At 63.6% G+C, this 20,019-nt stretch carries 17 protein-coding genes; 4 read left to right on the plus strand and 13 right to left on the minus strand.

The features are described from left to right. Positions 1-30 precede the first annotated feature (30 nt). The 3 genes from rpsO (at position 31) to LOY42_RS03400 (ending at position 3,265) form a co-directional block, all read left to right on the plus strand. Positions 31-300, plus strand: a complete 270-nt coding sequence (gene rpsO / locus LOY42_RS03390) for a 30S ribosomal protein S15 (RefSeq protein WP_023629335.1) — start codon at positions 31-33, stop codon at positions 298-300. Between the two features lie 248 nt (positions 301-548). Further along, the gene (gene pnp / locus LOY42_RS03395; protein ID WP_023629334.1) at positions 549-2,654 is read left to right on the plus strand and encodes a polyribonucleotide nucleotidyltransferase; all 2,106 of its coding nucleotides are present in this window, start codon (positions 549-551) and stop codon (positions 2,652-2,654) included. A gap of 260 nt (positions 2,655-2,914) precedes the next feature. Next, positions 2,915-3,265, plus strand: coding sequence for a BON domain-containing protein (locus tag LOY42_RS03400; RefSeq protein WP_102683196.1), 351 nt, complete (start codon positions 2,915-2,917; stop codon positions 3,263-3,265). 95 nt (positions 3,266-3,360) lie between these two features. On the opposite strand, the gene LOY42_RS03405 is transcribed toward LOY42_RS03400, so the two are convergent. Continuing rightward, positions 3,361-3,663 (minus strand): putative quinol monooxygenase, encoded by a 303-nt coding sequence (locus LOY42_RS03405; RefSeq protein ID WP_111533405.1) that lies wholly within the window; start codon positions 3,661-3,663, stop codon positions 3,361-3,363. 60 nt (positions 3,664-3,723) lie between these two features. Here LOY42_RS03405 and LOY42_RS03410 point away from each other — a divergent pair, with 60 nt between their 5' ends. Beyond that, the gene (locus LOY42_RS03410; protein WP_046854071.1) at positions 3,724-4,137 is read left to right on the plus strand and encodes a VOC family protein; all 414 of its coding nucleotides are present in this window, start codon (positions 3,724-3,726) and stop codon (positions 4,135-4,137) included. A gap of 112 nt (positions 4,138-4,249) precedes the next feature. Here LOY42_RS03410 and LOY42_RS03415 read toward each other — a convergent pair whose 3' ends face one another. From LOY42_RS03415 to LOY42_RS03470, 12 genes are all read right to left on the minus strand, one after another. Continuing rightward, on the minus strand, positions 4,250-7,186 hold the full coding sequence (locus LOY42_RS03415) for a DUF748 domain-containing protein (protein ID WP_198754606.1): 2,937 nt from the start codon (positions 7,184-7,186) through the stop codon (positions 4,250-4,252). Between the two features lie 79 nt (positions 7,187-7,265). Further along, a complete protein-coding gene (locus LOY42_RS03420) occupies positions 7,266-8,135 on the minus strand; it encodes an oxygenase MpaB family protein (protein WP_139673706.1) in 870 nt (289 codons plus the stop codon). A 31-nt stretch (positions 8,136-8,166) separates the two neighbouring features. Continuing rightward, positions 8,167-8,520, minus strand: coding sequence for an antibiotic biosynthesis monooxygenase (locus tag LOY42_RS03425; RefSeq protein ID WP_102683200.1), 354 nt, complete (start codon positions 8,518-8,520; stop codon positions 8,167-8,169). 37 nt (positions 8,521-8,557) lie between these two features. Beyond that, entirely contained in the window at positions 8,558-9,541 is a 984-nt protein-coding gene (locus tag LOY42_RS03430; protein ID WP_110701738.1) for a zinc-dependent alcohol dehydrogenase family protein, read from the minus strand. 171 nt (positions 9,542-9,712) lie between these two features. Continuing rightward, positions 9,713-10,015, minus strand: coding sequence for a helix-turn-helix transcriptional regulator (locus LOY42_RS03435; protein WP_023631021.1), 303 nt, complete (start codon positions 10,013-10,015; stop codon positions 9,713-9,715). A gap of 78 nt (positions 10,016-10,093) precedes the next feature. Next, on the minus strand, positions 10,094-12,028 hold the full coding sequence (gene acs / locus LOY42_RS03440; protein ID WP_139673700.1) for an acetate--CoA ligase: 1,935 nt from the start codon (positions 12,026-12,028) through the stop codon (positions 10,094-10,096). Between the two features lie 156 nt (positions 12,029-12,184). Then, positions 12,185-13,849: a glucose-6-phosphate isomerase gene (gene pgi / locus LOY42_RS03445; RefSeq protein WP_038706862.1), complete on the minus strand. Its 1,665-nt coding sequence runs from the start codon at positions 13,847-13,849 to the stop codon at positions 12,185-12,187. A gap of 190 nt (positions 13,850-14,039) precedes the next feature. Further along, positions 14,040-14,903 carry a pantoate--beta-alanine ligase gene (panC, locus tag LOY42_RS03450; protein ID WP_111533408.1) on the minus strand — a complete coding sequence of 288 codons (864 nt, stop codon included), beginning with the start codon at positions 14,901-14,903 and terminating at the stop codon, positions 14,040-14,042. Beyond that, positions 14,900-15,700 (minus strand): 3-methyl-2-oxobutanoate hydroxymethyltransferase, encoded by an 801-nt coding sequence (panB, locus tag LOY42_RS03455; RefSeq protein WP_139673697.1) that lies wholly within the window; start codon positions 15,698-15,700, stop codon positions 14,900-14,902. Before panB ends, panC begins: the two co-directional genes overlap by 4 nt. A 250-nt stretch (positions 15,701-15,950) precedes the next feature. Continuing rightward, positions 15,951-16,430 (minus strand): 2-amino-4-hydroxy-6-hydroxymethyldihydropteridine diphosphokinase, encoded by a 480-nt coding sequence (gene folK / locus LOY42_RS03460; protein ID WP_111533410.1) that lies wholly within the window; start codon positions 16,428-16,430, stop codon positions 15,951-15,953. Between the two features lie 2 nt (positions 16,431-16,432). After that, entirely contained in the window at positions 16,433-17,827 is a 1,395-nt protein-coding gene (locus LOY42_RS03465) for a polynucleotide adenylyltransferase PcnB (protein WP_046854081.1), read from the minus strand. 745 nt (positions 17,828-18,572) lie between these two features. Further along, on the minus strand, positions 18,573-20,015 hold the full coding sequence (locus LOY42_RS03470; RefSeq protein WP_139673688.1) for a sigma-54 dependent transcriptional regulator: 1,443 nt from the start codon (positions 20,013-20,015) through the stop codon (positions 18,573-18,575). Positions 20,016-20,019 lie beyond the last annotated feature (4 nt).

Raw genomic sequence — 20,019 nt, forward strand, 5'->3', positions numbered from 1 at the left:
TTGCGGGATCCGTTTATCAGGAGAAGCCAAATGGCCCTCAGCGTCGAAGAAAAAGCTCAGATCGTTGCAGACTATCAGCAAGCCGCCGGCGACACCGGTAGCCCGGAAGTACAGGTTGCCCTGCTGACCTTCAACATCAACAAGCTGCAAGGCCACTTCAAGGCCAACGAAAAAGACCACCACTCCCGTCGTGGTCTGATCCGTATGGTCAACCAGCGTCGTAAGCTGCTGGATTACCTGAAGGGTAAAGACACCACTCGTTACAGCGCCCTGATCGGTCGCCTGGGCCTGCGTCGCTAATAGCGGCCTGGCCAGTGGTGTTGCATGGTGTGTCGCATTCTTCGGCAACGCTGCCTGCCAGCGTCGCCGTCGGACACGCCGCGCGATCTGCGAGGTTGGCAGCCTGGTGTGCCGAGCGGTTTATCCGCCCGGCGCCAGGCTCCCAGCCTCGTGTTGTATCTGGACGGTCAATGGGGCCGATTCCCCGTTCTGCCCAAGAATTCGCAAGAACCAGTTCCCCCAAGAGCCACTGAAAAAGGTAGGAAACCGTGAACCCGGTAATCAAGCAATTCCAGTTCGGTCAATCGACCGTTACCCTCGAAACGGGCCGTATTGCCCGTCAGGCCACCGGCGCCGTGCTGGTCACCGTCGACAACGATGTCACCGTACTGGTGACCGTGGTCGGTGCCAAGCATGCCGATCCGAGCAAGGGCTTCTTCCCGCTGTCCGTGCACTACCAGGAAAAGACCTACGCCGCTGGCAAGATCCCAGGTGGTTTCTTCAAGCGTGAAGGCCGCCCATCCGAAAAAGAAACCCTGACTTCGCGCCTGATCGACCGCCCGATCCGCCCGCTGTTCCCTGAAGGTTTCATGAACGAAGTGCAGGTTGTCTGCACCGTGGTTTCCACCAGCAAGAAGACCGATCCGGACATCGCTGCGATGATCGGTACCTCGGCTGCCCTGGCCATCTCGGGCATTCCGTTCGAAGGCCCGATCGGCGCCGCCCGCGTTGCCTTCCACGAAAGCACCGGCTACCTGCTGAACCCGACCTACGAGCAGCAGGCCGCCTCGAGCCTGGACATGGTCGTTGCCGGTACCGAGTCGGCCGTACTGATGGTTGAATCGGAAGCCAAAGAGCTGACCGAAGACCAGATGCTGGGCGCCGTACTGTTCGCCCACGACGAATTCCAGGCTGTGATCAAGGCTGTCAAAGAGCTGGCCGCCGAAGCCGCCAAGCCGACCTGGGACTGGAAACCTGCCGTTGCCAACACCGAGCTGTTCAACGCCATCCGCGCCGAGTTCGGCGAAGCGGTGTCGCAGGGCTACACCATCACCGTCAAGGCCGACCGCTACGCGCGCCTGGGCGAGCTGCGCGATCAGGCGATCGCCAAGTTCTCCGGTGAAGAAGGCCAGCCGTCGGCTGGCGAAGTGAAAGACATCTTCGGCGAGATCGAATACCGCACCGTTCGCGAAAACATCGTCAACGGCAAGCCACGTATCGACGGTCGCGACACCAAGACCGTGCGCCCGCTGAACATCGAAGTCGGCGTTCTGCCGAAGACCCACGGTTCGGCCCTGTTCACCCGTGGCGAAACCCAGGCCCTGGTCGTCGCGACCCTGGGTACCGCCCGTGACGCCCAGCTGCTGGACACCCTCGAAGGCGAGAAGAAAGACCCCTTCATGCTGCACTACAACTTCCCGCCGTTCTCGGTAGGTGAATGTGGTCGCATGGGCGGTGCTGGCCGTCGTGAAATCGGCCACGGCCGTCTGGCCCGTCGTTCGGTGCAGGCCATGCTGCCGGCCGCCGACGTGTTCCCGTACACCATCCGCGTGGTATCGGAAATCACCGAGTCGAACGGCTCCAGCTCCATGGCTTCGGTCTGCGGTGCCTCCCTGGCGCTGATGGACGCGGGCGTACCGATGAAGGCGCCGGTTGCCGGTATCGCCATGGGCCTGGTCAAGGAAGGCGAGAAGTTCGCCGTACTGACCGACATCCTGGGTGACGAAGACCACCTCGGCGACATGGACTTCAAGGTAGCCGGTACCGCCAAAGGCGTCACCGCGCTGCAGATGGACATCAAGATCAACGGCATCACCGAAGAGATCATGGAAATCGCCCTGGGCCAGGCCCTGGAAGCGCGCCTGAACATCCTCGGCCAGATGAACCAGATCATCGGCGAGTCGCGTACCGAACTGTCGGCCAACGCACCGACCATGATCGCGATGAAGATCGACACCGACAAGATCCGTGACGTCATCGGCAAAGGCGGCGCCACCATTCGCGCCATCTGCGAAGAGACCAAGGCTTCGATCGACATCGAAGACGACGGCTCGATCAAGATCTTCGGCGAAACCAAGGAAGCCGCGGACGCTGCCAAGCAGCGCATCCTGGGCATCACCGCCGAAGCCGAGATTGGCAAGATCTACGTCGGCAAGGTCGAGCGCATCGTCGACTTCGGTGCCTTCGTCAACATCCTGCCGGGCAAGGACGGCTTGGTGCACATCTCCATGCTGAGCGATGCTCGCGTCGAGAAGGTCACCGACGTGCTGAAAGAAGGCCAGGAAGTCGAAGTACTGGTACTGGACGTGGACAACCGCGGCCGTATCAAGCTGTCGATCAAGGACGTTGCCGCTGCCAAGGCATCGGGCGTCTAAGCCTTTCGAGGCTGAAAGGAGGACCCTTCGGGGTCCTTTTTTTATGCCTGCCGCAAAATAGTTGAGAGCATGCATCTTGCACGTGGCTTTTTTCCCGGGATTGCAAAATGCACGGTACTAACTTCTTATTGATTTGTTTAACTCATTGATTTCAAAGGTTTTATAGGGCGTGCAAAAACTGGCACAGCCCCTGCAGCTACCTTACTACCTGACGCCAGGAACCACGGCGCAGACCTTTCGAAAAAACAGGAGTGACTCACATGAAGAAGTTCGCCATTGCTGCCGCTACTGCTACCGCTCTGACCCTGACCATGGCTAACGCGGCTTTTGCTGCCCAGTCCACCCAGGCCCCGATGACGCTTGCGGCCGGTGAGGTGACCAAAGCCAAGGAAGCCACTTCCGACACCTGGATCACCACCAAGGTGAAGGCTGACCTGATGACCGAGAAAGGCGTGCCGGGCAGTGACATCAAGGTTGAAACCAACAAAGGCGTAGTGTCCCTGTCCTCGGACGTGGCCATTACCGATGCGCAGAAGGAAATGGCGGTTGCCATCGCCAAGAAGATCAAGGGCGTACAGGCCGTCTCGGCTGATGGCCTGAAAGCCGAATAAGGATTGTCCCGTCGGCCAAAAGGATTTGGCCACCCCTTCAAGCAAAAGCCCCGGCAATCGCCGGGGCTTTTCTATTGGCATTCAGGAAAGCGGCTTCAGTTCACCGGGTTCCGGGCGATCACATCGCTCTCGAAACACACCTGCTCTTCGATCAGCGGCTCCACCAAGGGGCGGCTGTCCCGAAAATGCGCGGTCCGGGTATGCGCCTCGTACGCCTCATCGTCCTGGTAGATCTCGTACAGGTAGATGACATCGGCATTCTCCCGATCCTGCGAGACATCGAATACCAGGCAACCCGGCTCGGTGGCGACCGACGCTGCGGCGTTGGCATTGATGGCTGCCAGGAAGGCATCGGCGGTGCCGGGTTTCACGCGCGTCTTGATAAATAGGCAGTACACATGACGTTCCTTTTGTTTTAAATTCTATTATGAATTGTATACAAAAAAGGAGCCGCGCTCATGTCCGATCTACCTGCCCGCCCAGGCCGTCTCAATGGCTTGCGGCACATCGCCCTGCTGGTCCCCAACCTGGAGGAGTGCGAGCGTTTCTACGTGGATGTGCTGGGCATGGAGGTGCTCAACCGTGCCAATGAAGACCTGGTCTATCTCACCTGCGGCAACGACAACCTGTCGCTCGGGCGCGGCGCAGGTGCTGCCAACGGGCTGCAGACCTTGGATCATTATGGGTTCATCGTCGACAGCGTGGAGGAGTTGGAGGCCTGGTATCAGTACTTCAAAGCCCATGGCGTGACGCTGCTGGATCGCCCGTTCAATCACGGCGATGGCGCGCGCAGCTTCCATTTGCTGGACCCGGCGGGGAACAAGGTGCAGCCGCTGTATCACCCGGCGGTATCGGGGCAGCGGCTGGCCTGACCGTATCTATCGCCTGCGCTGGCCTCATCGCCGGCAAGCCGGCTCCCACAGAGGTCCGGTGCTGTATCTGTGGGAGCCGGCTTGCCGGCGATGAGGGCGACTCGGTCGAGGGTTACTCGGCATCCAGGTGCATCGGCGTCACCACGCGGCCATCGCTCTCGGCCTGGCCGAGGTTGGTGTCGATGAAGTACACGCGGTCATCTTCCAGCTGGCCCTTGTCCACCAGATAGTCCTTGATGCTGCTGGCCCGCTCCTGGCCCAGGTTACGCAGCAACACGGCGCTTTCCGCCCAGGACTTGATGACCGCCTCGCGCAGCTTGGCGCTGCGCTCGTCACGGCCCAGGTCCTGCCATTCAGCCGGGGGCTGCTGTTTCAGGCGGGTACGGTAGATGCCCTCGAGCATCGCCGGCTTGTCGCTGTCGTCCACTACCAGCAACGAAGCATTGGCGGGCACCTTATCGCCCCGACGCTGGAGGATCTTGTACCAGGTCGCCTGGTACTCGCGCTCCAGGCGCTGCTGGGCAATCAGCGGGCCGTCACTGCTCTGGGCCGCCGTGCCTTCGATTTCCAGGCGCAGCTCGGGGCGCTCCTTGAGGGCCGAGGCGAGCTTGTCCAGGGATGTTTGCACGTCGGGGGTGAGGTCGCTGGAGCCCGGCGCGAACGAGACATTGCCCAGATCCTCCGCGCCGCCACCGGCGACCAGCCCGCCAAGCAGCTTGAACGGCGCCTGCGCCGCGCGCAGCACCAGGTTGCGCAGGGTCTGCCAGACGATCGGCATCACGCTGAACTGTGGGTTGTTGAGGTCGCCCGACACTGGTAGCTCGATGGAAATCCTGCCTTCGGTATCCTTGAGCAAGGCCACCGCCAGGCGGATCGGCAGGTCCACGGCATCCGGGCTGTCGACCTTCTCGCCCAGCTGCAGTTGCTCGATCACCACCTTGTTCTCGGCCTTGAGCTGGCCGTTGGTGATCAGGTAATGCAGATCGAGGTTCAACCTGCCCTTGCGGATACGCATACCGGCGAACTTGCCGGAGTAGGGCGTCAGGGTTGTCAGCTCGACACGCTTGAAGCTGGTGGCGATGTCGAGGCTGGCCAGTGGGTTGAACGGGTTGAGCGCGCCCTTGATGGTCACAGGCGCGTAACGGTCCACCTTGCCCTTTATGTCGACCTTGGCCGGGAGCGGCTTGCGGTTGTCGATGGTGCCGATCTGGCCGTTGAGCTGCTGTACCGCGGTGGCGAAGTTAGGTGTCAGGGTCAGGTCGGCGAAGTTGGCCGAGCCGTCATTGATGCTGATCTGGCCGATGCGGATGCCCAGTTCCTTGCCGCTACCGGCAGCGGCGGGCTTGCTCGGGGCCGTGGCAGGCTTGTCGGCGGGTTGCGGGATCAGCAGGTCGTCGACGTTGGTGGTGCGGTCTTCGTTGATGATGAAGCGTGCGTAGGGTTGCAGCAGTGTCACCTTGTCGATGGACAGGGCGTCGCCGTGCACATACGACAGGCCATCGACGTTGACCTGCTGCCATTTGACGAAGTCGCGGTTCTTGATGGTGTCCAGTGTATGCAACTGGTTGGCCTGGGCCTTGCCGGTAATGCTGAAGGCCAGTGGCTCGGTACTCTTCAGATCGACCTTGAGGTCGCTGGAAAGCATGCCGCTGCGCAGCTCCAGGCGGATGAACGGGCTGATGTAGGCCTGCGCCACCCGCAGGTCGATATCGCGGGTGGCGACGTCGAGCTTGGCCGAGACCGGTGCCAGGTTGACCTGGCCTGCGGCCTGCAGCTTGCCCTGCTTGCCCACGCCGGTGTCGAGCTTGAGGGTGAAGGGCGACTGGTTGAGGCTGTCGAAATTCTGCAGGTCGAGGTTGAGCGGGCCGACATCCAGGGCCACGGGCTCTTTCTGGCTACGGTCTGCCAGGTGGACCATGTAGTTGCGCGCCTGCACGTCCTTGAGCAGGACCTGCCAGGGCTTGCTCGGCTCTTTGGCAGCCTGTTCTTCCGGGGTTGGCTCGGCGGCGGCGGGCTCGGCCTTCTCCTTTGGCGTGGCCTTGGCCGGCTGGCTGGCGAACAGCTTCTGCCAGTCGAGCTGGCCGTCCTTCTCCAGGGCCGCCCAGGTTTCCAGCTTGTCGCTGCGGATCTTGCCGACGGTGACCAGTTGCTTGGCCAGGTCGATGGAGGTTTCACTCACCTCCAGGCTGGCCAGGCGCGCCAGTGGGCGACCATCCGGGGCCTTGATGGCGAAGGGCGCGACCCGCACCGAAGTGTTGTCCAGCAGCAGTTCGGTTTCCTTGGAAAGGTTGAGCTTGTAGTGGGTGTCGAGACTGACCATGCCGTCTTCCAGCACCAGCGGCACGGCGTCGCGCACGTAAGGCCAGAAGAGCTTCATCTTGCCGTCGGTGACTTTCAGCGTGCCCTCGGAAGCGATCGGCGTCAGGCTGAGCGTGCCGGTCCAGTCGATGCGCCCACCCGCCGGGCCGTTGGCCACCAGGGTCATGTCGGCGTTGTCGTCGGGGAGGGTGCTGAGGTTCTTCAGTTCCAGGTTCATCGAGTCGTAGAGAAACTCGATCGGCTCGCTCGGGCGCAGGTCCTGGAAGTGCAGGTAGCCCTCGCTCAGCTTGATGCTGGCGATGCGCAGCGGGAACGGGTCGCTTGGCGGTTCCTCGGCCTTGGGCTCGCTGGGCGGGAGCTTGAACAGCTGGGCCAGGTTGAGGCTGCCGTCCTTGGCGAACAGCAGCTCGGTGCGCGGCTTGTCCAGCTCCACCGCGTCCAGGCGCACGGCCTTGGTCCATAAGCTGTCGAGGGACAGGTTGGCGTAGAGACGTTCGAAGCCGACCTGCTCCTTGCCGGGCTCGCCGATCTGCAGGCCCCACAGGGTCAGCTCGAGGCTGAACGGATTGAGCTCGATGCGCTGCAGGTGTGCCGGCACCGTGGCGTACTGCGCCAATTGCTGGTTGGCGATGCGCAGGGCGATGCCGGGGAGAATGAAAAAGCCGAGCAGGCTGTACAGGGCCACGAGGGCCACGAGTGCGCCGAGGGCGCGGGTCAATCCTTTGGGCATGTGTCGCTTCGTCTGTATCAGGCTGGAGTGCTTGGAGTATGGCACGTTAAATCGGTTCCGATGAACGGACCAAAATACCTCATTCGACGCCCATGCGCCGCCTGGCGCGCTGCGCCGAGCCATTGCGCATGGCCCAGCGCAGCACTGGCGCGGTATTGCTCAGGCCCAGGCGGATCATGCGCCGCTCGACCGCGCCCTGGTGCAGGCCCAGCATTGCGCTGGCCCAGTCCGGCAGCAGGTCGATGCCGGCCTTGAGCATCAGCTTGCCTACTGGTTCGGCCAGACGGCTGGGGGCCGGGGCCTTGAGCAGGATATCGACCACCTCGAGGCTGCGCGCATCGCACTGCAACTGCGGGCGCATGCGCTGCAGGTAGGCATCCACCTCGGCACAGGAGCGGGGCACGTCGCGCGCGCCCAGGCGTTCGGCGATCAGGGCGATCTCGTTGTAGTAGGCGTCCTGCGCGCTACGCGGCAGATCAGGATTGCGGTAGCGCAGGTGGGCGGCGAGGAAGCTGCTGACTTCAGCCACATGCACCCAGGTCAGCAGGTCGGGGTCGCTGGCGGCGTAGGGGCGGCCATCGGCGGCGGTGCCGACCACCTTGAGGTGGATGGTGCGGACCTTGTCGATCAGCCACTCGGCATCACGGGTCGAACCGAAGGTGGTGCCGGAGATGAACTGGCTGGTGCGCCGCAGGCGGCCGAGCAGGTCCTGACGAAAGTTCGAATGGTCCCAGACCCCGGCCAGGGCCAGCGGATGCAGCAGTTGCAGCATCAGCGCGCTGATGCCGCCCACCAGCATGCTGGGAAAGTCGCCATGCACCTGCCAGCTGATGCTCTGTGGGCCAAACAGGCCGGGATCGCCCTTGGGCGACTCCAGGTCGAGCTGGCCTAGGGCCAGCCCGGTGAGGCTCATGACTTGGGTTTCGATGCGGCGACGCAAGGCTTCCATGGCGACCTGTGCTGGCCGCCATGGCGGCCGTCTATGAGGTTGGGCAATTGTCGTCCAGTCGGGCACTGCCCGGGCTGGTGGGCGCATTCGTTTCGAACGCGCCGCCCTGCACATGATAAACCGTAGGCTCCTCGGAAAAATATGGTGTCAGCCGGGCCATGAAGACCTGGTGGTCTTCACTGGCCTCGAAACCCGGCGCATGGTCCTCGAGTGTTTGCCATTGCACGATCAGGTTGAATTGATGGGGGCTCTCGACCCCTTGCGCGAGCATATGGCTGACGTGACCCTTGGCTCGGCTGAGCAAAGGGGCGACCTCGGCGAACGCGTGCCGGAAGTCGTCGACGTGGGTTGGGCGTACGGGAAGCAGGGCGATTTCGTAGATCATGGCGGTCCTTGAAGTCGAGAAGGGTGGCAGGCGCGCCTCAAACGCTGGCGAGATCGGCCATGGGCGCGACCGCAATGGCGATCTTCCCTTGCAGGCCATTGTTGGCGCTTTGCAGCCGGGCATGGGCGAGGGGAACCTCAGCGAGGGTGTAGACGGCGCCCACGTGTGGCTTCAGTTGCCCGCGCTCGACCAGCGCGCTCAACTCGTCGAGCTTGCCGCGGTGTTGCCGGGTGAAGACGAAGTGGTAACTCGCGTTGCGGCCCCAGGCCTGGATCAGGTTCTGCGGTTGCGCGATGTCCACGATCGACACCACGCGCCCCAGTTGCGCCAGGACGTCTGGGCTGCGTGCCAGGGTATCGCCACCAATGGTGTCGAAGACCACGTCGACACCTTGGCCCCCGGTTTCCCGCAGGACGACCTCGACATAATCCTGATGCTCATAATCGATGACCACGTCCGCGCCCATTTGCCGCACGAATTCGGCGTTGGCCTCGCGCACGGTGGTGAACACCCTGGCGCCCATGGCCTTGGCCAGTTGGATCGCCACGTGGCCGACACCGCCGGCACCGCCGTGAACCAGGATGCGCTCGCCCACCCTGAGTGCCGCGCGCACCACGAGGGCCTCCCAGGCCGTACCGCCTACCAGGCTCAGGCTGGCCGCCTCCAGATGGCTTAGCGAAGGCGGCTTCAGGCCGACAATGCCTTCGGCGGCGACGTGGTACTCGGCATAGCTGCCCGCCCCGTCGAAGATCTGCGGTGTGTACCAAACCTCGTCGCCCGGCCTGAACGCGGTCACACCCGGCCCGACGGCTTCGACGACGCCGGACACGTCGTGCCCGGTAATGGCCGGGAGAGGCACCAGGTCGGGGTAGTCGCCACGCCGGACCTGGTAATCCAGCGGGTTGATGGAGGTGGCATGCACTCGGACCAGTACCTGTCCGGCCTGCGGCACCGGTTTGACGACATCGCGATAGGCGAATGCGTCCGTGCCGCCAAAGGAATCCAGTATCAACGCTTTCATGGTGTTTCCTTGCTTCGGTAAAAAGGGATATCGGGAAATATCGATTTATAAAGTGGAATGAAGATGCTGTTCTATGCCTCGGCACCTGCCAGATGCCGCAGTTGTTGCCTCCTTGAGTTCGGTAAAACGGGATATCGGGAAAAGTCGATATATAGAGGTAAAAGTAAAACCCTACAACTCACTCCCGATCAGCTCGGCGAGCGCGCTGATGGCGGCTTCGTTACGCTTGTAATAGGTCCACTGGCCAATGCGCCGGACTTCGACCAGGCCTGCGCGCTGCAGGGTGGCCAGGTAGTCGGATACCGTCGACTGCGATAGCCCCACGCCTTCCTGGATGCTGCTCACACAGACGCCCACCGTATGAACGTCACCTTCGTCCTGGGGAGGAAAGTGTTTCACCGGGTCTTTCAGGCCTTTGAGGATCTCGAGACGGGTACGGTTCGAGAGTGCCTTGAATATGTCGAGCAGTTCCATGGCGCGATAATATCGGGATTTACCGATATGTCAATGCGGTAAACGATGATCGGGGCGGCGGTGGCCGCCCCGAGGGTTCTACTGGTTGAGACGTTTGTCTATCAGCCCCTGGACCACGCTGGGGTCGGCGAGGGTGGATGTATCCCCCAGGTTGTCCAGTTCGTTGCAGGCGATCTTGCGCAGGATGCGCCGCATGATCTTGCCCGAACGGGTCTTGGGCAGGGCGGGCGCCCACTGGATCAGCTCGGGCTTGGCGAAGCTGCCGATTTCCTTGCTGACCAGGGCCAGCAGTTCGGCCTTGAGCGCATCATCCGGTTCTATGCCGTTCATGGGGGTGACGAAGGCATAGACGCCCTGGCCCTTGAGGTCATGGGGATAACCGACCACCGCGGCTTCGGCGACGCTGTCGTGCAGCACCAGCGCGCTCTCTACCTCGGCGGTACCGATACGGTGGCCGGAGACATTGATCACATCGTCGATGCGCCCGGTGATCCAGTAGTCGCCATCGGCGTCGCGGCGGGCGCCGTCGCCGGTGAAGTAATAGCCGGGCATGGGCTTGAAGTAGGTGTCGACCATGCGCTGGTGATCGCCGTAGACGCTGCGGATCTGCCCGGGCCAGCTGGCCTTGATCGCCAGCAGGCCGGCGCCTGGCCCCTCGATGAGCTTGCCTTTTTCATCCAGCAGCACCGGCTGCACGCCGAACATCGGTTGGGTGGCGCAACCGGGCTTGAGCCTTTGTGTGCCGGGAAGGGGCGTGAGCATGATGCCGCCGGTCTCGGTCTGCCACCAGGTGTCGACGATGGGGCAGCGTTTCTGCCCGACCGCCTCGAAGTACCATTCCCAGGCCTCCGGGTTTATCGGCTCGCCGACGCTGCCGAGCAGGCGCAGGCTCTGGCGCGATGTGCCCTGCAGCGGGCCGGAGCCTTCACGCATCAGGGCCCGCAACGCGGTGGGCGCGGTGTAGAAGATGTTCACCTGATGCTTGTCCACCACTCGCCAGAAACGCGAGGTGTCGGGGTAGTTGGGCACGCCTTCGAACATCAGCGAGATCGCGCCGTTGGCCAGCGGGCCATAGACGATATAGCTGTGGCCGGTGACCCAGCCGACGTCGGCGGTGCACCAGAACACTTCGCCGTCGCGGTAATCGAATACCAGCTTGAAGGTCATCGTGGCCTGCAGCAAGTAGCCGGCGGTGCTGTGCAGCACGCCCTTGGGTTTGCCGGTGCTGCCGGAGGTGTAGAGGATGAACAGCGGGTCCTCGGCGCTCATCGGTTCGGGCGGACAGTCGTCGTCGGCCTTTGCCGTTGCCTCGTGGTACCAGAGGTCACGGCCTTCGCTCCAGCCGACGTCACCGCCGGTGCGCTTGACCACGAGCACGCTGCTGACGGCCGGGCAGCTGGCCAGCGCCTTGTCGACATTCTGCTTGAGCGGTATGCGCTTGCCGCCGCGCACCCCTTCGTCGGCAGTGATCACGGTACGGCAATCGGCGTCGAGGATGCGGTCGCGCAGGGCATCGGGGGAGAAACCGCCAAACACCACCGAGTGAATGGCGCCGATGCGGGTGCAGGCGAGCATCGCGTAGGCGGCCTCGGGGATCATCGGCATGTAGATGCACACCCGGTCGCCTTTGTTCACACCCCGGGCTTTCAGGGCATTGGCCAGCCGGCACACCTGGCGGTGCAGCTCGCGGTAGCTGATGGCCTTGCTGTCCTTGGGATCGTCGCCCTCCCAGAGCAGGGCGGTCTGTTCGCCGCGGGTGGCCAGGTGGCGATCGATGCAGTTATGGCTGACATTCAGCTGGGCGCCGTCGAACCAGCGCGCCGTGCCGGTCTTCAGGTCGCATTGCTGCACGCTCGACCAGGGCTTGATCCAGTCCAGGCGCTTGGCCTGCTCGGTCCAGAAGGTGTCGGGGTCGTCCACCGACTGGCGATAGAGGCGGCGGTAGTCGGCGTCGGAGGGTGTAGCGGCCTGGCTGACGGCCAATGCCTCGGGATAGTCGCGGATATCGAACATGGCGGGTGGTCCTGCTCTTGTTAGGGGCGAGGGACTGCAACGGCTATTCGATGGACAGTTTAGAAGGTGGGGGTGTTCCCGGGCGGAAAGCATCGCGGGGCAAGCCGCATCGGCGCACCGATGCGATTTACCCCGCAATTGACGGCTACAGGTCGATCAGCCGCGGTGACGGCCGCGGAAGTAGTTGATCAGGCCTTGGGTCGAGCCATCCTCGGCGCTGTCTTCCTGGGCGCCGACCAGGCGCTGGTACACACCCTTGCCCAGTTCCTTGCCCAGCTCCACGCCCCACTGGTCGAAGGCGTTGATGCCCCAGACCACGCTTTGCACGAACACCTTGTGTTCGTACATTGCCACCAGCGCGCCAAGGCGGCGAGGGCTGATGCGCTCGACCACCAGGGTGTTGCTCGGGCGGTTGCCCGGGATCACCTTGTGCGGCGCCAGCTTGGCGATGTCGTCCTGGTTCAGGCCCTTGGCGCGCAGTTCGGCCTCGGCTTCCTCGCGGGTCTTGCCGAGCATCAGTGCCTGGCTCTGCGACAGGCAGTTGGCGTACAGCCACTGGTGATGGTCGGCCACCGGGTTGAAGCTCACTACAGGCACGATGAAGTCGGCCGGGATCAGCTGGGTGCCCTGGTGCAGCAACTGGTGGTAGGCATGTTGGCCGTTGCAGCCGACGCCGCCCCAGATCACCGGGCCGGTTTCGGTCTGTACCGGCGTGCCATCGGTCAGCACGCTCTTGCCGTTGGACTCCATGTCCAGCTGCTGCAGGTGCTTGGTGATGTTGCGCAGGTAGTGGTCGTACGGCAGGATCGCGTGGCTGCGGGCGCCCCAGAAGTTGCCGTACCACACGCCCAGCAAGGCCAGCAGCACCGGCATGTTCTTCTCGAACGGCGCGGTCTGGAAGTGCTGGTCCATGGTGTAGGCGCCGGACAGCAGCTCCTTGAAGTTGGCGGTGCCGATGGCCAGGGCGATCGGCAGGCCGATGGCCGACCACAGCGAGTAACGCCCGCCGACCCAGTCCCACATCGGGAAGATGTTCTCTTCGCGGATGCCGAAGGCCACGGCCGCGGCCTTGTTGCTCGACACGGCGATGAAGTGGCGGTACAGCTCGGCTTCCGATCCGCCCTGGGCCAGGTACCAGGTACGCGCGGCCATGGCGTTCTTCAGGGTTTCGAGGGTGTTGAACGACTTCGACGACACGATGAACAGGGTGGTCTCGGCGCGCAGGTTGGCCGACAGTTCATGGAACTCGCTACCGTCGATGTTTGCCAGGTAGTGGCAGCGCACGCCGCGCTGGGCGTAGGGCAGCAGAGCCTCGGAGACCAGCTCGGGGCCCAGGAACGAGCCGCCGATGCCGATGTTGACCACGTCGGTGATCGGCTTCTCGCTGTAGCCGCGCCACAGGCCGTCGTGGATGCGCCCGACCAGTTCGGTGATCTGGTTGAGCACCTTGTGCACTTCAGGCATCACGTTGACGCCGTTCACGCTGAGCTTGTCGCCGACCGGGCGGCGCAGGGCGGTGTGCAGCACCGGGCGGCCTTCGGAGGCGTTGATGATCTCGCCGCTGAACATCGACTTGATGGCTGCTTCCAGGTCGACTTCCTTGGCCAGGTTGACCAGCAGGTCTCGGGTCTGCTCGGTGATCAGGTTCTTCGAGTAGTCGAGAAACAGGCCGCAGCTGCTCAAGGAGAACTGGTCGAAGCGCTTGCCGTCGGCGGCGAAGGCTTCGCGCATGCTGAAGCCCTGCATGGCGTCGCGGTGTTGCTGGAGCGCCTGCCAGGCGGGCAGCGCCGTCACATCGTGGGGGGTACGGTAATACGCCATTGCGGGTGGTTTCCTTGTTGCATGGTCAGGCTTGGACAGCGGCAGTCATTGCCGGTTGCAAGCTGGACATTATAGGCATTGGCGCCAAGGCGGGAATGGGGGGAGGCGGGCGGCGCGGATTAAAAATTGTCACTGACCTGATACCCAGGGCACGCGTGGGGCGACGTTGAGCCGCTCCCACGCGTCGAGCTCAGGCGGTCTGCTCTTCGAGGTGCAGATAGAGATTGTCGATCAGCCGGGTGTTGCCCAGGTAAGCTGCGGCGATCACCACCAGGTCACGGTCATCGACCTGCGCCGGGCGCAGGGTGACGGCGTGGCGTACCTCCAGGTAATCCTTACGCAATCCAGCGGCTTCGAGTTGCGCCTGGCCCTCGGCGATCAGCGCCGCGTAGTCGCGCTGGCCACGGCGCAGGGCCTCGGCCATGCTGCTCAGCACTCGGTATAGCGCCGGCGCGGCGGCACGCTGTTCCGGCGTCAGGTAGCCATTGCGCGACGACAGCGCCAGGCCATCCTCGGCGCGTACGGTCGGCTCGCCGATGATCTGGATCGGCATGTTCAAGTCGCGGACCATGGCACGGATCACCGCCAGTTGCTGGAAATCCTTCTCGCCGAACACGGCCAGGTCCGGCTGGACCATGTTGAACAGCTTGCTGACCACGGTCGCCACGCCTTCGAAGTGGCCAGGACGGCTGGCGCCGCACAGCCCTTCGGACAGTTGCGGCACGCTGACGCGGGTCTGCACGGTCATGCCGTCGGGGTACATCTCCTCGACGGTAGGGGCGAACAGCAGGTGGCAGCCGGCCTGGAGCAGTTTCTCCTGATCGGCGGCGAGGGTGCGCGGGTACTTGTCCAGGTCTTCGCCGGCGCCGAACTGCAACGGGTTGACGAAGATGCTGGCGACCACGAAGTCGGCGCGCTGGGCGGCCTTGGTCACCAGGGCGGCGTGGCCGCTGTGCAGGTTGCCCATGGTCGGCACGAAGGCGATGCGCTTGCCCTCGCCACGGGCGCGGGCCACGGCGGCGCGCAGCTCACGGACGGTCTTGACGGTATTCATGCGCTGAACCCATGTTCGCTGCCGGGGAAGCTGACTTCCTTGACCGCGCGGACATAGGCGGCCAGGGCACTCTGGATGTCCGGCTGGCCAGCCATGAAGTTCTTCACGAACTTCGGCACGCGGCCGCTCAGCGACAGCCCGAGCATGTCGTGCAGCACCAGCACCTGGCCATCAGTGGCATTGCCGGCACCGATGCCGATCACCGGAATGCTCACGGCCTGGGAGATTTCCGCGGCCAGCTCGCTGGGTACGCACTCGAGCAACAGCATGGCCGCGCCGGACTGTTCCAGGGCGATGGCGTCGGCGCGCATCTGCCGTGCCTGGGCTTCCTGGCGCCCCTGGACCTTGTAGCCGCCCAGCACGTTGACCGTCTGCGGGGTCAGGCCCATGTGCGCGCAAACCGGCACGCCGCGTTCGGCCAGCAGGCGGATGGTCTCGCCCAGCCAGGCGGCGCCTTCGATCTTGAGCATGTGGGCGCCAGCGCGCATCAGTTCGGCGGCGTTGGCGAAAGCCTGCTCGGGTGTGGCGTGGGCCATGAACGGCAGGTCGGCGAGAATCAACGCCCCATCGTTGCCGCGTTTAACGCAGGCGGTGTGGTAGGCCATGTCACGGTTGGTGACGGGCAGGGTGCTGTCATGGCCCTGCAGGACCATGCCCAGGGAGTCGCCCACCAGCAGCACTTCCACGCCGGCCTGGCTGGCTGCCTTGGCGAAGGTCGCGTCGTAGCAGGTCAGCATGGTGATTTTTTCACCCTTGGCCTTCAGGCCGTGCAGGGTGGTCAGGGTTACTTCAGGCATGTAGGGGAGTCCTCGTTCAGGCGCTGTGAACAACAACTGCGTACAACGCGTGTATTCATCTTCCGGAGCGGCACATCATCGGTCGTGATGTTCGGGCACAGATCCGTCCGAGCCTAAATGGGTGATTGCGGCACAGTAGCGCCGCGGGACGCCTATAGTCGTGAGCGAGGTGGGGGAAGTCAACCAGCCGTGTTACCGCATTGTTACGGCGTGGGTGTTACTGGCGTTACCGCCGTCTGAAACGCCCGATTTACAGGCGTTCCAGGCCGACGAACGGGCAGTCCTCGAGCAGTTGCGCGAGGGGGCGGCCGTCGGCAAGGCGGAAGCTGGCGGGCACCAGCTCGGCGAGCGGGTACAGCACGAAGGGGCGGGCGTGCATGTGGTAGTGCGGCACTTTCAGGCGCGGGGCATCGATGACCTGGTCGCCGAACAGCAGCATGTCCAGGTCGAGGGTGCGTGGGCCCCAGCGCTCCTTGCGTACGCGGCCCTGGCCGTTTTCGATGGCCTGCAGGGCGTCCAGCAGGTCCAGCGGTGTCAGTGCCGTGTCGATGGCCGCCACGGCGTTGGTGTAGCGTGGCTGGCCCGGCAGCAGCGAATCGCTGGTGTAGAGCGCCGAGGCCGCCGTCAGGCGCGTCTCGGCGATCAGGTCCAGCGCCTGCAGGGCGCTGCGCAGCTGCTCGGCGGGCTCATCCAGGTTGCTGCCCAGGCCGATGTACGCACGGGTGGTCATGCTCAGTCCCACGCCTGCTCGTCGTCACGCTTGCGCTTGCCGCCACTGCGCTTGCGCTTGCGTGGGCCGGCACCGGCGCCAGCAGCGTCGTCACGGTTGCCCAGTTCGCGGATCATGTCGCGGCGCTGGCTGTCGTTGGCGTCCTGGTAGTCGGTCCACCATTGGCCCAACCCGTCGGTTTCCTCGCCGGCGCTTTCACGCAGCAGCAGGAAGTCGTAGCCAGCGCGGAACCGCGGGTTGTCGAGCAGCATGTCGGCGCGCTTGCCGCTGCGCCTTGGCAGGCGCTCCTGCATGTCCCAGATCTCGCGGATCGGCAGGGTGAAGCGCTTGGGAATGGCGATGCGTGCGCACTGTTCGGCGATCAGGTCGTGGGCCGCGCCGTTCATGGCCGGGATCGGCGGCACGCCTTGGCTCTGCAGGTACAGTACGCGGCTTGGCAGGGCTGGCCAGAGCAGCGCGGCGAACAGGAAGGCGGGTGTCACCGGCTTGCCCTGCTTGACGCGCAGGTCGGTGTTGGCCAATGCCTGGCTGATCAAGCTGTGGGTGTAGCTCGGACGTTCTTCCAAGGCATGGCTGCTGGCCGGGAACAATGGCTCGAACAGTTGCAGGTCGACCAGCATCTCGAAGGTGATCGCCCCCTGGCCGTTGAGGAACAGCTTGAGGCTTTCCTCGAACAGGCGCGCGGGTGGGATGTCGCGCAGCATCGGCGCCAGCTCGCGGATCGGCTGCACGGTGTGCTTCTCGATGCCGAAGTCCAGCTTGGCGGCGAAGCGCACGGCGCGCAGCATGCGTACCGGATCTTCCTGGTAACGGTGGGTCGGATCGCCGATCAGGCGCAGCAGCCGGTTACGGATGTCGTGGACACCGTTGGCGTAGTCGAGGATGCGCTCGCTGACCGGGTCGTAGTACAGGGCGTTGATGGTGAAGTCGCGGCGTTGCGCGTCTTCTTCCAAAGTGCCGTACACGTTGTCGCGCAGGATGCGACCGCTGGCATTGTGCGACGAACGGTGGCTATCGGACTGGTCGTCATCGGAGTGGGGCGCGCGGAAGGTGGCGACCTCGATGATGTCACGGCCGAAATGCACGTGGACCAGCTTGAAGCGCCGGCCGATGATACGGGCGTTGCGGAACTCCGCGCGGATCTGCTCGGGGGTGGCGCTGGTGGCCACGTCGAAGTCCTTGGGCGTGATGCCCAGCAGCAGGTCGCGCACGCAGCCACCGACCAGATAGGCCTGGTAACCGGCCGCCTGCAGGCGCTCGACAATGCCCACGGCATGGCGGCTGAACTGGCTGCGCTGCAGCGAGTGCTGGCTCTTGTTGATCACTTCAGGCGTGGTGCGCCTGTGGTGCTGGCCACGAACGGGCGGGCGGAACGACTGGAACAGCTTCTTCAGCATGGGATGCACTGTTTGAAGGAATGATCGGCCAAGGATAGGAGAATGGCCGCATGATGGGCGGGGATTCTAGCATTTACTGGGGAATGGTGTAGGCGGTGTGCCAAGCAGGATGCAGAAGTGAGAAACGACATGGGGAGCCGAAGCTCCCCATCAAGTCGTTGCGTGCTCTTATTGTTCTTCTGCCGGGCTTCTTGTTTTTGTTGAATGCCCTGTCCACAAATCTCGAAGCTTGTGGACGACCCCCAAACCGGGGGTGAAGAGCAAACGGATTGCTTTGGTCGCCGAGTTGATGCTGATCTGTCGATCCAATCAGTTCAGGTGCTGCTTTTGAGTGCAGTTTTTGTTGTTCTCTGCCTGATCGTGGGGCAAGCCCCAAACACAACGCCTCTCCAAAAGAATCAGTTAGCTGCGCCTCCGCCGTCTTGTTTTTATTGTGCGTGAGCCGTTTCGTCTTGTTCTTATTCTGAGTTGCAGTGCTTGTTATTGTTCTTGTACCAGACATATAGCAGGTGCCGTGCCAACTTTTGAAAACCCAATGAAATCGGGGGGTTCAGCGTTTCAGGCAGGTTTTGCCGCGGGGCAAATGTAGAAATTTCGTTACCTTACGCCTCGGGGGATGTTACGCCCGGCAGGGTAGGTAACAGATTTTTGCGGTAACTGATGTGTTACCCCCAAACGACCGCGGGGCAAGCCTGCCCCCACGCGCTGTGGGAGCGGGCTTGCCCCGCGATCGGATTACACAGAATCAGTTGTCGCTGGTGGCGTTGCTCTTGCGCCGCGGGATGCCCAGGCGCTGGCGGCGTTCCCACAGGCATTTGCGGCTGACGCCCAGCTTGCGGGCCAGTTCGGTTTCGGTCATGTGGTCCTGGTGCTCGAGCACGAAGTGCTGGAAGTAATCCTCCAGCGACAGGTCCTCGGTCGGCTCATGGCTGGCGCTGTTGCTGCTGGCAAGCGCCGGCAGGTTGTCCAGCATGTCGTCGTCTTCCAGGTCGCTAAGCTCGATGTCGATGCCCAGCAGGTCGGCGGAAATTTCCGCGCTTTCGCTGAGGATTACCGCGCGCTCCACCGCGTTTTCCAGCTCGCGCACGTTGCCCGGCCAGCTGTAATGGCGGATGGCTTGCTCGGCATCGTGGGAAAAATGCAGGTCGTCGCGGCCGATCCGTGCGCTCTGGCGGGCAAGGAAGGCATTGGCGATCTCGTTGACGTCGCTGCCGCGCTCGCGCAGGGCTGGCAATTTCAGGGCGATCACATGCAGGCGGTAGTACAGGTCTTCACGGAACTGCCCGGCCTTGGCCAGGTTCTTCAGGTCGCGGTGGGTGGCCGCGATCAGGCGCACGTCGACCTTCTGTGATTGCACCGAACCCACCCGGCGGATCTCGCCTTCCTGCAGCACCCGCAGCAGGCGGGCCTGGGCTTCCAGTGGCAGCTCGCCGATCTCGTCGAGGAACAAGGTGCCACCATCGGCGGCTTCGACCAGCCCCGCCCGACCCGCGCTGGCGCCGGTGAAGGCACCCTTCTCGTGGCCGAACAGTTCCGACTCGATGAGGGTTTCCGGGATCGCCGCGCAGTTCACCGAGATCATCGGTGCCTTTGCCCGGCGCGAGAGGTTGTGCAGGGCGCGGGCGACCAGCTCTTTACCGGTGCCGGATTCGCCCTGGATCAGCACATTGGAGTCGGTTGGCGCGACCTTGCGAATCTTCACGAACATGTCCTGCATCGGCGGGCAGGAGCCGATGATGCCGATCTCGCCGTTGGCGGCGGCGGGGCTGGCCTTGTCCGTGCTGGCCTTGCCATTGGCGGTCCGGGGCTCGCCGGCCGGCGCCGAGGCCGGGGCGTTCACCCGGTCGCGCAGGATACGCGCCACGGCCTGGAGCATCTCGTCGTGGTCGAAGGGCTTGGCGATATAGTCCACCGCGCCCATTTTCATCGAGTCCACTGCCGAGCGCAGGCTGGCGTAGCTGGTCATGATCAGTACCGGCGTGCCCTGGCCGAGCTTGATCAGCTCGGTACCCGGGGCACCCGGCAGGCGCAGGTCACTGACGATCAGGTCGAAGGTGGCAATGCTGAAGCGTTCCTGGGCTTCCTGCACCGAGCCGGCTTCGCTGACCTGGTACTGGTTCCGCTCGAGCAGGCGACGCAGGGCCGAGCGGATGATGGTTTCGTCTTCGACGATCAGAATATGCGGCATTGAT

Source organism: Pseudomonas sp. B21-023, from assembly GCF_024749165.1.
Taxonomy (GTDB): Bacteria; Pseudomonadota; Gammaproteobacteria; order Pseudomonadales; family Pseudomonadaceae; genus Aquipseudomonas.